This window comes from Paenibacillus sp. NPDC093718, assembly GCF_050279985.1.
Taxonomy (GTDB): domain Bacteria; phylum Bacillota; class Bacilli; order Paenibacillales; family Paenibacillaceae; genus Paenibacillus_AQ.
Genome location: NZ_JBNNUS010000002.1, coordinates 155,588 through 168,173, shown reverse-complemented (window position 1 = coordinate 168,173; position 12,586 = coordinate 155,588). Strand labels below are relative to the sequence as shown.

The window sequence follows — 12,586 nt, the reverse complement described above, 5'->3', positions numbered from 1 at the left end:
CATCAATCCTCCTAGTCTCTATTTAGTCAAAAGATCTTTCAGCTTACGATATTCCTTCTCATCAATTTCACCATTGGCCATTCGGTTCTTCAGAATCATAGCGATGTCATTCTTTTGATGACCGTTTTTGTAACGATAACGAATCGCGTATACTCGAACCGCCAGGAAAGAAAACAGCGTGAGACAAAACAAAGCGCCGAAAGGAAAGAACGAGAAGGCGTTATTTTCCAAACCCATATGTATACCTCCTTTATCATTGTGTGCGGGACGATCACCCGAAGTTGGGGCTGGCCGTGTGCGCAAATAGAAGCATACCAAACGAATATCTCAAACAAAGATGAAAAAAGATCACAAAAGTATAAACAAATCATCACAATACATAAGCTCGCGTTAGTTCTTGTTAAAAAAAATGATAAACTAGGAAAGCAAAGGTGGGATAAACATGAGCGTATCAAAGACGATTCTGGTTGTAGACGATGACCAGGATATTGTTGAGCTATTAAGGGATTTTCTAGAGAATGACCACTTTCAAGTGAAAACCGCTTGCGATACCGCTCAAGCGTGGGACATATTTAAGGAAAGCTCTGTTGATTGTATTGTTCTTGACATTATGATGCCGGGACAAAATGGATTTGAGTTTTGCCGCCGGATTCGGGCGGAGAGCAATGTACCAATCCTGTTTTTGAGTGCTCGCAGCGATGATGTGGATAAGATTCGAGGCCTTACTCTCGGAGGCGATGATTACATCGTCAAAACCGCTTCGCCGGGTGAGATCGTTGCCAGAGTAAAAGCCGTATTGCGGCGTTCCGCTTCCCTACAACAATTGGATAACAGGGTCTTGAATTACGGCCGCATCAAGTTAAACCTGTCCACTAGAGAAGTACTAGTGGATGGAAATAACATCGTGCTCACACCCAGGGAATATGAGCTGCTGCGATTATTTGCCGAACATCCGAGACATGTTTTCTCCTATGAACAATTACTTGCAAAGTTTTGGGATGGGGTGGGCGACAGGCATACGATTCGGGTCCATCTTAGTCGGCTTCGCGAGAAAATCGAAGCTGATCCGAACCAACCGATATTCCTGGTCAACGTATGGGGAGTAGGGTATCGCTTTGAGGGAGGGTAATATGAGGTCACTCCGCATTCGTACGTTTACTATGTTATGCTTCTTCTTTATCCTATTATTGCCGTGGATCTTCTTTGTTACTGCGCACTTTATGGAAACCAAGACACTCAGCTTCGAAAAAGGTCGGCTGCAAAACGAGACCCTGCAACGAAATATATCGGAAATGACGCAGCGAATTGAATCGGACACAGACCAATGGACTGATCCAGACTGGCAAAACCAATTGTATTCCGCGCTGCGTGAAGCGAAGATGGATGTTCTCATTCAATCCGCAGCAGATCAGGAGATTTATCGTTCCAATCCTGACCGACGAGGCACTAATTTATCAACCGAGCGGTTCTCTGTCATCGAGGACGGCCAGTTGCTGGGAAGGGTTGTTCTGTACTTACCTCAATCCAATCAATTTCAAGTGATGTCGGCTTTTGTCGGTCTGCTGCTTGCGATCTTTGTTGTCGGAATGGAAATGAGGCGATTCGTTCTCAAACCACTCGAGAAGATGGGAAGTGCAGCAAGACAAATTGCAACAGGGGATTGGGATGTTCGGTTACCCATGTCCAGGGTCACCGAAATCGCTGAAGTCCGCGACGGATTCGCTGTTATGGTCAAGGGACTTGAGCAGTCCTATCGAAAACAGGCCGAACTGGAAGAGGAACGCCGATTCGTCATTGCGGCTGTTGCGCATGATTTACGGACACCGTTGTTCGCTTTGCGAGGCTACTTGGATGGTCTGGAGCAAGGGATCGCTCAATCTCCGGAGAAAATGGCCCAATATGTTGCAGTCTGCAAGGACAAATCGGCACAATTGGATCGTTTGGTAGAGGATCTTTTCACTTTTACAAAAATGGAGTATGTGGAGTCGCAACTGCATAATAAAACGTTGGATTTTAATCAGGTCGTCCGGAATTCGATGGACAGTCTAAGTCCGCTGGCTCGGCAAAAAGGAGTTTCCATCTCGTTTCATGTAACGGATCGGTGCATCATCCATGGAGATATGCATTTATTAGAGCGAGCCATGAACAATCTTCTGGATAATGCCGTAAGACACACATCAGCGGGGGGGAGCATCGAAGTCCTGTGTAATAAAGTTGGTGATAAGGTTAAGTTTACGATACGGGATACCGGGCCGGGCTTCTCTGGGGAAGAACTTGAGCGTGTTTTTGAACCTCTATATCGCGGGGAAGCATCCAGAAGTCGTTTAACTGGTGGCAGCGGATTAGGCTTAACCATTTCACAAAGAATTGTTAGGCAGCACGGTGGCGAACTTGCCGCAAGCAACCATCCGGAAGGAGGAGCACTGCTTGAAGGATGGCTACCTGCAGCAGCTTCAGGACAGTTGGAATCAAATGGTTTTTAGTCGTTCATATTATTTATTGCACGTTGAAAAAGCCGCGAAAATGCGGCTTTTTTTTGAAGGAATCAAAAGTATATCCGGTTCGGACATTTCCCCCTTTACAGGGGGGCATGGGTTCAATACAAATTCTTGTAATGTATTGAATTCCCGATCAGCCGGATTTGGATGAGCGAGGTCTTTTGATTAAAATAATCAACGCTAGAATCAAAGGGACCCAGATCTGGAAGATAGGGAAATGGTATTTCAAATTTTGAGCAAACCCGATCCAGATATGATAAATAAAGTTCGGAGAGACGAACGAAATGGTAAAGATGAAAGCTCCCACGATCACAGTTGTTTTTTTATGGCTGACTTTGATCAGGCTGGAAAGACCGAGTACGGCGCCGAGGTAGAATGCGGTCATTTTAACGAATATGCCAATATAGATCAGCAGGATGATTAACGGGTCCAGACGCTCCAGAAAATCGGCGATTTCGATGAGACGAACCGACCGAAGCAGTGGAAAAGTCGATATGCTCGTGATGGTGGGATCCAGAATCGCAAGATTTAAAATATTGAATATCAATAAAAAGATACCTACGAATATATAGGAAGACAAGGATGCCTTGGACAGCGTTTTCTTGTCATCGAGATGACTCCAAAACATGAGAAAAACTACGACCTGACCGAACGGAAAACTAATCACCTCCGGCAATGATGCTCGCAGCACGGGCAGGATTCCGTTTTCTAATATGGGCATAAGGCGCTCAAGATGAATGATATTCGAACCGATGAACATGAGAACAATCAGGATATAGCCGATCAGCGTGAAAGGAAGCAGGAATTCGGTGACACGAAAGAATACCTCAATGCCTTTCCATACGGCATATCCGGACAGCAACACCATCAAGAGAATCAGGAAGTACAGCGGTGTGCTGGGGAGAAAGGAGATATTGATAATGTCCGCGAACTCGCGGGTATTCCTCATGGATTCATATGCAAAATAAACGATATAGGCTGCCGTAATGATGGAACCTATATATTTGCCGAAGTACTGATTTAAAATTTGGGGAAGAGCATGCTCCAAATTTTGGTTTTGGATATATAAATAAATGAACAGCAGTAACATTCCCGTGAGCATCGCAACTACCACGACCAGCCACGCATCTTGTTTAGCTTCAATCCCCAGTTCGTACAAAGGAGTGCTGCCGATCATAAACAAGATGGTCATGGCAATGATTTGGTATTTACCGATCTTCTCCATTTGGGACCTCCTTGTTATAGGTATCGATAGCGGTCTACTTGGGTTCAATCAAGTTCGAGAAGGGTTTATTGATCATATTCGTGTGTTCAACGGTGACTTTAACATTCAGGTTGAGTTCCAGTTCTTGGAGCGGTTTCTCCGAATTTGTAAGTTGTTTGCTGGCTGCGGGATATTTTCTGTGAATCATATCCATGAAACCAACCACGTCCACATTCAAATCCTTCATTCTCTTCCACGTAGCAAGCACTTCATCCTTGATCTGCTCGGCAATCGTATCCTCGAGTTTCGAAATAACGTCCGGTTTCGTCAAATCCATCGTACAGCTGGTTTCATCAAGAGCCCCCTTTGTTTGAATATGGATCACCATGTTGACCGAACCGTTGACCATTTTGGGGTCTACCTGGGTCGATGAGTGGATGACTCGGTAACTCGATAACCGGGAATCGTCTCGATCGCTGCATGGGGTAACAATGATCAGGTTATGGACGCTGTTCGAAAGCCAAGCGACGCCTCTGCTTTCTTTTCGCTTCATCCATCCCACCAGCTTGTCTCCTCGAAATACGCCCAAATCGCCAAGTTTGAGTACCGCTTGATTACGGGTCGACTTTAAGGCATCCAAGGTAGATTGTTCCTCTTGATTGCCGGATACCCTTAACTCGGGCGCCATGGCGCTTTTGTACGGATTGGCGACCATGGATGCGAAATCAATCAATTTAATATTTTTTACTTGGGACAGATTTTCTTGACCTTGGGTAATGACCCGTTGAATTGCATTTCCCGTTATTTTCTCCAAAGGAATGAGCACTTCCAATAGATTGGAGGCTTTATCCTTGGTCAGGAGAACCGACATCGTTTCCCGGCTTTCCACTGGACGGAGGAAAAAATCAAGGATTTGCCGTACGCCTTCAGTCCGAACGACTTGTTCATTGATAATCAGTACGGAGTTATGGGCAAAAAACAGCGCGCGCGGCGCTTCCAAATTCGCGTTCTGCATGGCTTCGCGAATGGTCTTGCCCCTGGTGGAGAAGATGGTGATCGGAGATTGGCTTCCACCGGATCCGCCGCCCGTCTGAGTGGCGATGGATTGCGGAATGACGACTTGGAAGGAGATGACCCATTCGTCCTCGCTGCGGTCTATGGACGTCGCCGATACAATACTAAGCGAGTTTAACTCTTGACTATCCCAGCAACCGTTGAGCAGCAGCGAGGCAGCCAACATGAGAATCAGGAGATTCAGCTTCCGGTTCATCTGTTCTTCACCTCCGAGTTATACCGGTTATATGTTATTTCTTGCCATCGGAAGGCGATGGACGCTGGTTCATTTTTTGCCGTTTCGCGTTAGTACGGTTGATAAGGGTCGGTCTTGTCAGCATGGCCCACCATGGAACACGGACCAGAACGTCTTTTTGATCTGATGGGATAAATGGAGCGAACGGAGTAAGATATGGCAAACCGAATGATCGCAAGCCGGATAGGTGGATCAGCATGGCGATTAATCCTGCCATAATTCCAAAGAGCCCTAAAGTTGCCGCCAATATCATAAAACCAAAACGGAGCAGTCTGGCGGAGTTGGCTATGCTCACAGAAGGCGCAACAAAGCTCGCGATGGCGGTAAATGCAACGATGATAACCATGGCAGCAGACACTAAGCCGGCTTGTACAGCAGCTTGACCCAGAACCAACGCGCCTACGATGGAGATCGCAGAGCCCATCGCTCTTGGCATTCGAACACCGGCTTCCCTTAATACTTCGAACGTAATTTCCATAGCCAAGGCTTCGACAACGGCGGGAAAAGGGATGCCTTCCCGCTGTGCTGCAAGGCTGATCAGCAAGGTCGTTGGCAGCATTTCTTGATGAAACGTGGAGATGGCAATATAAAGTGAAGGGAGAAGCATCGATACCATAAAGGAAATGATGCGTAACAGCCGCAAAAAGGTCGCGATATCGAATTTTTGGTAGTAATCCTCGCTCGATTGAAACAGTTTGAAGATGGTGATGGGGGCGATCAACGCAAACGGTGTCCCATCAACCAAAACGGCAACTTTCCCTTCCAGAATCGCACCAGCGATAGCATCGGGGCGCTCCGTATTAGTAATGGTAGGGAAGGGGGTGAACGTTGTATCTTGTATAAACTCTTCGATATACCCGCTCTCCAGGATGCTGTCGGTATCGATCTGGTCTAAACGATTCAATATTTCTTGCACGATCTTATCATTGGCGATGCCATTCAAATACATAACGGCAACATCCGTTTGGGTGACACGGCCAATCTTGCGGTCCACGATCCAGAGGTTTGGGCTTTTAATTTTACGACGGATCAAGGCCGTATTCGTACGGATATTTTCGGTGAATCCTTCTTTCGGGCCGCGAACGACGGTCTGAGATTGGGGCTCTTCTACACCGCGTTCCTCTCCACCGATAGAGCTGGCGATAATGCCACGGGATGAACCGTCTATGAGAATGACAGTATTGCCTTCAAGCATGGCGGAGATCAATGATTCCATATGCTCCAAATCGCTAATGCCGCCTATAGATAAGAAACGGTTTTTGATGATCGACAATATTTCTGCAGGGTTAGAGGTATGCAGCTTTTCATCGTAATCCTTTGAGGTTAAGGATTCCATGATCGAGTGATTGATGGTGAGCGTATCAACCAATCCATCAATATAAATGACGGCCAGGGTACAATCGCTTCCGAACATATGACTTAGGGTCCGAATGATGATATCCCGGCTGTGGCCGGTTTGTTCTCTGATTCTATGTAAATTCTGATCCAAGCGGTCGGAGAGACGAGAGGATTCGGCGGTTTGCCCCGTGTGCTCGTTATGATGAAGCAGTGCCGTTTTCGAATGGGTTCGCTTTGTTTGTTTAAAAAAGGGCATGGGATCAGCTCGCTTTGACAAGATTCATACGATCTAAAGTTCCCTATTTCTGGTTTAATATTCTTAGCATGGTGAGGAATTCATCCATATTTGGAGGCAGGTTAGTTTAACTATAAATGTTTTGTAGACTGCACAGATCGACGAATCGGTGGTACCTTATCATATAGGATATATCTCGTTAATAAAAAGATGAATGACTTGGAAGCTTAGGGCAGTGAAAAATAAGCTTGAAACACGGATCGAAGGGGACCGCATTGTGCTCCGCCCCGTTAGGGAAGATGAATTTGATGCATATTTCGGATTATTGCAGGATGCCGAGTCTAACCGATTAACGGGAACGCAGCAGGCGTTTACCAAGGATTCGATTGCGGCCTGGATTCATAAAATCGGATACGCCCATGGAGGATCGCCTGGATATGATGATTGCAGAGAAGGAAACGGACGGTTTAATTGGTGAAGTGGTCCTGAACGAAATCGACCTCAACAACCGCAGCTGCAATATCCGCATATCGATTTCCGATCAGCACAGCAATAAAGGATACGGCACGGAGGCCATGAAGCTTATGCTGCGTCATGGTTTCGAAAGTTTACGTTTACACCGAATAGAGTTTGGTGTATATGCGTTTAATCCTCGGGCCATACATGTCTATGAAAAGCTTGGTTTTAAACGGGAGGGCATTCTACGGGACTCGATATGTTGGGACGGAAGATTCCATGATATGATTTTGATGTCGATTTTGGAGGAAGAATATCGGCAATTGCCATAGTTAATCGAGTATGCTTTATAGCAACAGAACAAAAATACACAGGTACAAGAAGTCGCCAGTATCGGCGACTTCTTTTTTTTCTACTTTAAAAGGAGCTTCTTTTTTTTAATGAAATGCGACGAGAAACGAAGCTTCATGGGGCTCAGCCCAACCAGCAGAATCAAGCTGTATGCCCAGAACAGCCAGGCTGCCAATAGGGGAATGCTCTGCTCTGAGATTAATGGGAAAGCGACATCATGGAAAAGAATCGAAAGAATGTCCATGAACATACCAGGCAGAGCAATCTGGACGGAACGCCGGGTACGATCTGAATACGGAACCTCAAGAAATGAGAACAACGGAGCGACGCATCCATAAATTAAAGGGATGGCGACAGCAAAACTCAAGACGGTTCTGAATGGGTGCCTGATATCAATCAGCAGGTTCCCCCCATAATGAAAGATGATCGTCGCGATCAGCCAAAGGGCGAAACCCCACAATAAGAAGAGACCAGCATGCCGGCTTTTGATCCGTTGTGCGTTCACGGCTTCACCTCATTGGTCATGAAATCAAAAAACACGTGCAAAGCGGTAAAAACAGCCTCCTTCGGAAACTCTTCATCCAACAAAGCCTGCACGGCCAGCCCGTCTATTATAGCATTCATTAAAATTCCCCACTGTTCCATGGATATGTTCTTTATGGGTGATACCCCCCACCGAGCCGTAAGAATATCAGTCAGATGTTTGTTTTCTTCTTGAATCATGGAACCCATTCGGCTGCGGTTCTCTTTGATCTGAAAGCTTGCGGCCAGGGAGGAAAAAAACAATCGATGATAAAAAGAATGATAATCGCATCTTTCCTTGGCTTCTTGTATGGCTTCTTCAATAGATCGATTGTTTTGCGCCAGTGAAACCCATGAAGCATTACATAGGCTCTCAACGAGTTCAATTATTAATTGCTCTTTGGTTCGAAAATGATAATAGACCGTTCCCTGGCTGACATGTGCTTGATCGGCCACTGCTTTCAAAGTTAATTTATCCATACCTTTCTCTGCAACACACTTTTGGGCAGCTTCAAGCAGTTCTTGTTTGCTGATGACGTTCGGTTTCGCCATGACCGTTTCACCTTCCTTGTATGTGAGTTATTCAAACAACTAACTATAATGTATAAAAAATGATCTCGATTTGTCAAATTGAGGATTGGAATAAAGGCGTAGAACCTCGGTTCTGCGCTTTGTTTTAATGATGTTGTTTTTATCTCCACTTGATCTTGATGCCGCTCTTTTACACTCGTCAAGTGAGGGAGGAGAAAACGGATGAAACAGGGTAAAACGATCATAGCACTTATATGGTCTGCAATAGTCATGATTTTGCGGTATAATAACGTTTCGAATGCTGGCTCAGCAAGCTATCGTATGTAGGGAGTCAAGCATGAGGATTTCTTTCTTTTAAAGGATACCCATATGGGTCGTTCTAGAATTATCATAAACCGTAGTCAAAGGAGCCTTATATATGAAGCCTTATACTTCTGACCGAATTAAAATCCCGCCGGGATTATGGGAAGGAATACATCAATTAGGGATATCCGCTCTTGACGTGGCTCGCAAAGCGGAATTGCCGCTCACCGTCATAACTGGACCCGAAGTCACCACTGCCCAATATTTCGCAATCTGGCAGGCCTATTCCGATCTCATGGGGGACACTGCCCAAGGCATCATCCAGCTTGCGACCGTCTTTGAAACGGCGAAGTATCCGCCGACCGTCTTAGCGCCTTACCACGCTCGTGACTATCGGGATGCTTTAAACCGAATGGCTCGGTATAAGCAACTATGTCCACCCGAAGGCTTGCTCATCACCGAGGAGGGCGAACGCTGTAGCATCGAGCTGGAATGGCTGAATCTAGGCGAGCAATCTGGTCCGGGGCTGCTTGTTGGTATTACACTGGCATGTCTTTTGGAGCTTGGACGACGGGGCACAGGTCAGCCGCTGACCGCGCAATTGGTTGAATTCTCGCAGCCTATGGGTGATGTACAAACTCTTGAAGCTTATTTTGGCTGTCGCATCCGTATGGGCGCAAACCGTAACCGATTAACGCTCTATCGAAGAGATCTGGACCGCCCTTTTATCTCGCATAACGAAGAATTGCTGGAGATTCTGACTCCCGCTCTGGACCGTTCGCTTGATGAACTACAGAGCAGCCGCTCCATTGTTGACCTGGTCAAATGGATCATGAAACGCAGTCTCACAGGAGGGCGCCCTGACATTCAGTCAGTGGCGAAGGAGCTCAATATGAGTGATCGTACGTTACAGCGCAGGCTGACGGATGCAAATGCAAGCTTCAAGCAATTATTGACACAAGCAAGACACGAGCAGGCCATCGAGTACTTGGCAGACCCCTCGCTCGATATCAAAGAAGTTGCCTTTTTGATTGGATATGAAGATCAGAACTCGTTCTACCGAGCTTTCCGTCTTTGGGAAGGTGATACTCCATCAAATTGGCGCACTGAACATTTCAGTAGTAGTCATTCGCTATCCGAACATCGACAGGAAATGCTGACAATGGATTCATAGCGTTCACACCTTAGCGCAGGTTATTTTTATTTGCAATTGGCGTGTTGTACAAGAACTTTGGCGCGGTATGCTAGTTACCCAGCTATCCATCCAAGGTAATATGAACACTATCCAGAGCACAAAGGAGATATGTTTAAATTATGGATATGGGATTAAACAATAAAACAGCGTTGGTTACAGGATCTACGAAAGGGATAGGCAAGGCTATTGCCATTGAACTTGCCAAAGAGGGTGTCCATGTTCTCATTAACGGACGAAATGATGAAGAGGTACAACGAACCGTTAATGAAATTAAGTCGGATTTCCCCAATACATGTCCTCAGAATGCTACCGCCGATTTGGTGGATATCGGGCAAAGAGAGGCTTTATTTGTAAAACACCCTCAAGTGGATATTCTGGTTAACAATATGGGGATATACGAAATCATGCAGTATGAGGATGTTAACGACGAAGTTTGGGATACTTACTTCCGCACAAATGTGCTGGCTGCCAACGGATTAACCCAATTTTATTTGCCCGGCATGCTAAAGAACGATTTTGGACGTATTATTTTCATGGCTAGTGAAGAAGCCATTATGCCTTCTGGACAAATGCCGCAGTATGGCATGACAAAATCCATGCTGTTATCCTTGGCAAAAAGCTTGTCCAAATTAACGAGAGGTACCGAAGTTACAGTTAATACGATTTTGCCCGGACCGACGCTCTCCGAGAACGTGCAGCATATTATCGAGGGTATATACGCCAATGAAGATATGACCTTTTCGGAAAAAGAGAAAGCTTTCATGAGTACAAACCTGCCTCAATCTGAAATTGAACGATTTATTAGGCCGATCGAAATCGGTAGACTGGCTGCATTCCTGTGCAGTCCTTACGCATCGGCGTTTAAAGGTTCTCCAATCCGTATGGATGGGGGAATGGTGCCTACGATTTTCTAACCTTATTATATATATATCTGCTTATATTAAAAGCTTGGGATCTATAAGAGATCTCCAAGCTTTTTTAGTATTCATACGCAGCGTCCCTGATTCGAACCGGGTTTTTACTCACCTATTAATTCCAGCCTGGTCAGTCTTTTCTGATATACAATTCGAGACAATCCAACGCTTATCTCATATAGAAGGAACAGGGGCACAATGACGAGGATGTCCGACACGATATCCGGAGGTGTAATGGTTACGGCTGCAATCGTCAGCAGCAAATAGGCGATTTTCCGCATTTTAGCTAAGCGGAGCGGATTCAGGATGCCAATCGAGGTCAAGAACATGATAACGACTGGCATTTCGAACAGCACGCCAAACGGTACGGTCATATGCACCATAAAACGGAAGTATCTCTCGGCGGTATATGCTGTTATGAAATGGTGCGACAGCGAATCCAGGAAGGACAGGACCATGGGGTAAATGACAAAGTAGCCAAAGGCCAAACCCAATAGAAAAAGGGCTCCGATCGCAGGGATATAAGCCAGGGATGCACGCCGCTCAATAGTACTCAAGCCGGGTACGACGAACCGCCATACCTGAAATCCGGCAACTGGCATCGTCACCGCAAGAGCTATAACGCCCGCAATCATGAAGTATACCCAAATCACGTCCGTTGGTCCCAGTACCTGAAGCTGACCCTCCACGTCGCGAGTCAGCATTTCATACAGCGGTTCGACATATAGAAAAGCGGCACAAAGGGCTACCAAAAAGGTGCCCAATGTGATGAGAATCCGCTTGCGGAGCTCTGTTAAGTGCTCTATTATATGCTGCTCCTGTTCTTGTCCCTGCTCGCGCTGGGTCATTTCAATTTATCTCCATCATGGATATCTTCGCTTGAAACCAGTTCACGCGTTGAGTTTTTGAACTCGCTCAGTGTTCGACCGAAGGCACGGCCCAGTTCAGGCAGCTTCGAAGGACCGAAAATAATCAGGGCGATCAACAGAATGAGGATCAGCCCTGTCACTCCGATGTTTCCCAGAGGCATATGATCAACTCCTTTACTTATTTTTTATCCGATGCCATATGCAGCAGCTCCGAAATATCTCTGGCGATCGACTCGTCGCGCGGCGCATTATGCAGCTTCGAGGCAATTCGGTCGATCAGCGCAGGAGCTTGAGGATTCGTTACCGTTAGAATTTGCACTTCTTCATTAAACATGTTCTTCACTTGCTCTTTGGCTTGCGACATATTATCGTTATCCGCTGTCTTTGCCCCGCTTACTCCTTCATCCGGCTCGCCTTTGCCCGACATTCCTTCCGTCTGACTTAACACCTTCTGCTGCATGCTGTCATAGTGGTTGGACGAAACCTGTGATTCTGCGCGCGCCAGAACAATCGTGTCATTCAGGACAAAAGCTTTCACTCCATCAATGCCTAGACTTGCAAGTCTTGACTGGACATGGGAAGAGACACCGCCTTCATGCAGGCTGGATGAGCCGATCATGCTGTACACGGACATGCCCATACCGCTTGTGGTACTGCCATGGACATTGGTTGTTTCGGTTTTCGGTCCATGATAGCTAGGGATCACGTCAGTACTGTGCAAGTGAACGGCATCGCCATTACGCTGCTCCACGGATTGCGCGTTTTGTTGATTGTCGTTTTGATTTAAGCAGGCTGTTAAAGAAAGAAGCAGTGCCGAGCCCACAATCGGACCTTTCCACCTGCTCCACAATTGATTCATGA

Annotated in this window: 15 protein-coding genes; 6 read left to right on the top strand and 9 right to left on the bottom strand. The window is 46.3% G+C overall.

Annotated features, from left to right (window positions below):
- Positions 1-18: 18 nt before the first annotated feature.
- Positions 19-237: a hypothetical protein gene (locus ACQKPA_RS06640; RefSeq protein WP_339223865.1), complete on the bottom strand. Its 219-nt coding sequence runs from the start codon at positions 235-237 to the stop codon at positions 19-21.
- A gap of 205 nt (positions 238-442) precedes the next feature.
- On the opposite strand from ACQKPA_RS06640, the gene ACQKPA_RS06635 reads away from it, so the two are divergent.
- Positions 443-1,129: a response regulator transcription factor gene (locus ACQKPA_RS06635; protein ID WP_427490558.1), complete on the top strand. Its 687-nt coding sequence runs from the start codon at positions 443-445 to the stop codon at positions 1,127-1,129.
- A gap of 1 nt (position 1,130) precedes the next feature.
- Positions 1,131-2,483, top strand: coding sequence for a sensor histidine kinase (locus ACQKPA_RS06630; protein ID WP_427490556.1), 1,353 nt, complete (start codon positions 1,131-1,133; stop codon positions 2,481-2,483).
- A 148-nt stretch (positions 2,484-2,631) separates the two neighbouring features.
- Here the strand turns inward: ACQKPA_RS06630 and ACQKPA_RS06625 are convergent, their stop codons facing one another.
- Genes ACQKPA_RS06625 through ACQKPA_RS06615 form a run of 3 tightly spaced genes read right to left on the bottom strand, consistent with a single transcriptional unit; the run spans position 2,632 to position 6,605 of the window.
- Positions 2,632-3,723 carry a GerAB/ArcD/ProY family transporter gene (locus ACQKPA_RS06625; RefSeq protein ID WP_427490554.1) on the bottom strand — a complete coding sequence of 364 codons (1,092 nt, stop codon included), beginning with the start codon at positions 3,721-3,723 and terminating at the stop codon, positions 2,632-2,634.
- 34 nt (positions 3,724-3,757) lie between these two features.
- The gene (locus tag ACQKPA_RS06620) at positions 3,758-4,972 is read right to left on the bottom strand and encodes a Ger(x)C family spore germination protein (RefSeq protein WP_427490552.1); all 1,215 of its coding nucleotides are present in this window, start codon (positions 4,970-4,972) and stop codon (positions 3,758-3,760) included.
- 34 nt (positions 4,973-5,006) lie between these two features.
- Positions 5,007-6,605, bottom strand: coding sequence for a spore germination protein (locus ACQKPA_RS06615; protein ID WP_427490550.1), 1,599 nt, complete (start codon positions 6,603-6,605; stop codon positions 5,007-5,009).
- Between the two features lie 214 nt (positions 6,606-6,819).
- Here ACQKPA_RS06615 and ACQKPA_RS06610 point away from each other — a divergent pair, with 214 nt between their 5' ends.
- Together ACQKPA_RS06610 and ACQKPA_RS06605 are read left to right on the top strand one after the other, a co-directional pair.
- Positions 6,820-7,062: a GNAT family N-acetyltransferase gene (locus ACQKPA_RS06610; RefSeq protein ID WP_427490548.1), complete on the top strand. Its 243-nt coding sequence runs from the start codon at positions 6,820-6,822 to the stop codon at positions 7,060-7,062.
- Entirely contained in the window at positions 7,022-7,372 is a 351-nt protein-coding gene (locus ACQKPA_RS06605; RefSeq protein ID WP_427490546.1) for a GNAT family N-acetyltransferase, read from the top strand. Before ACQKPA_RS06610 ends, ACQKPA_RS06605 begins: the two co-directional genes overlap by 41 nt.
- 80 nt (positions 7,373-7,452) lie before the next feature.
- Here the strand turns inward: ACQKPA_RS06605 and ACQKPA_RS06600 are convergent, their stop codons facing one another.
- Together ACQKPA_RS06600 and ACQKPA_RS06595 are read right to left on the bottom strand one after the other, a co-directional pair.
- Complete coding sequence (locus tag ACQKPA_RS06600) at positions 7,453-7,896, bottom strand: DUF5367 family protein (RefSeq protein ID WP_427490544.1); 444 nt, start codon at positions 7,894-7,896, stop codon at positions 7,453-7,455.
- Positions 7,893-8,465, bottom strand: a complete 573-nt coding sequence (locus ACQKPA_RS06595) for a TetR/AcrR family transcriptional regulator (protein ID WP_427490542.1) — start codon at positions 8,463-8,465, stop codon at positions 7,893-7,895. The genes ACQKPA_RS06600 and ACQKPA_RS06595 overlap by 4 nt, the downstream gene beginning before the upstream one ends.
- Before the next feature lie 397 nt (positions 8,466-8,862).
- Between ACQKPA_RS06595 and ACQKPA_RS06590 the strand changes: the two genes are divergently transcribed.
- Both ACQKPA_RS06590 and ACQKPA_RS06585 read left to right on the top strand, forming a co-directional pair.
- Complete coding sequence (locus ACQKPA_RS06590; protein ID WP_427490540.1) at positions 8,863-9,921, top strand: helix-turn-helix domain-containing protein; 1,059 nt, start codon at positions 8,863-8,865, stop codon at positions 9,919-9,921.
- Positions 9,922-10,061: 140 nt separating this feature from the next.
- Positions 10,062-10,856 (top strand): SDR family NAD(P)-dependent oxidoreductase, encoded by a 795-nt coding sequence (locus ACQKPA_RS06585; protein WP_427490538.1) that lies wholly within the window; start codon positions 10,062-10,064, stop codon positions 10,854-10,856.
- A gap of 104 nt (positions 10,857-10,960) precedes the next feature.
- Here the strand turns inward: ACQKPA_RS06585 and tatC are convergent, their stop codons facing one another.
- The 3 genes from tatC to ACQKPA_RS06570 are packed head-to-tail and all read right to left on the bottom strand — an operon-like array spanning position 10,961 to position 12,584.
- The gene (gene tatC, locus ACQKPA_RS06580; protein ID WP_427490536.1) at positions 10,961-11,704 is read right to left on the bottom strand and encodes a twin-arginine translocase subunit TatC; all 744 of its coding nucleotides are present in this window, start codon (positions 11,702-11,704) and stop codon (positions 10,961-10,963) included.
- Complete coding sequence (gene tatA, locus ACQKPA_RS06575) at positions 11,701-11,886, bottom strand: twin-arginine translocase TatA/TatE family subunit (RefSeq protein ID WP_071221680.1); 186 nt, start codon at positions 11,884-11,886, stop codon at positions 11,701-11,703. The genes tatC and tatA overlap by 4 nt, the downstream gene beginning before the upstream one ends.
- Positions 11,887-11,903: 17 nt before the next feature.
- Complete coding sequence (locus ACQKPA_RS06570) at positions 11,904-12,584, bottom strand: hypothetical protein (RefSeq protein WP_427490533.1); 681 nt, start codon at positions 12,582-12,584, stop codon at positions 11,904-11,906.
- Positions 12,585-12,586 lie beyond the last annotated feature (2 nt).

Coding starts and splice junctions, on each gene's coding strand:
- ACQKPA_RS06640 (WP_339223865.1), bottom strand. CDS start 237: ATGGGTTTGGAAAATAACGCCTTCTCGTTCTTTCCTTTCGGCGCTTTG.
- ACQKPA_RS06635 (WP_427490558.1), top strand. CDS start 443: ATGAGCGTATCAAAGACGATTCTGGTTGTAGACGATGACCAGGATATT.
- ACQKPA_RS06630 (WP_427490556.1), top strand. CDS start 1,131: ATGAGGTCACTCCGCATTCGTACGTTTACTATGTTATGCTTCTTCTTT.
- ACQKPA_RS06625 (WP_427490554.1), bottom strand. CDS start 3,723: ATGGAGAAGATCGGTAAATACCAAATCATTGCCATGACCATCTTGTTT.
- ACQKPA_RS06620 (WP_427490552.1), bottom strand. CDS start 4,972: ATGAACCGGAAGCTGAATCTCCTGATTCTCATGTTGGCTGCCTCGCTG.
- ACQKPA_RS06615 (WP_427490550.1), bottom strand. CDS start 6,605: ATGCCCTTTTTTAAACAAACAAAGCGAACCCATTCGAAAACGGCACTG.
- ACQKPA_RS06605 (WP_427490546.1), top strand. CDS start 7,022: ATGATGATTGCAGAGAAGGAAACGGACGGTTTAATTGGTGAAGTGGTC.
- ACQKPA_RS06595 (WP_427490542.1), bottom strand. CDS start 8,465: ATGGCGAAACCGAACGTCATCAGCAAACAAGAACTGCTTGAAGCTGCC.
- ACQKPA_RS06590 (WP_427490540.1), top strand. CDS start 8,863: ATGAAGCCTTATACTTCTGACCGAATTAAAATCCCGCCGGGATTATGG.
- ACQKPA_RS06585 (WP_427490538.1), top strand. CDS start 10,062: ATGGATATGGGATTAAACAATAAAACAGCGTTGGTTACAGGATCTACG.
- tatC (WP_427490536.1), bottom strand. CDS start 11,704: ATGACCCAGCGCGAGCAGGGACAAGAACAGGAGCAGCATATAATAGAG.
- tatA (WP_071221680.1), bottom strand. CDS start 11,886: ATGCCTCTGGGAAACATCGGAGTGACAGGGCTGATCCTCATTCTGTTG.
- ACQKPA_RS06570 (WP_427490533.1), bottom strand. CDS start 12,584: ATGAATCAATTGTGGAGCAGGTGGAAAGGTCCGATTGTGGGCTCGGCA.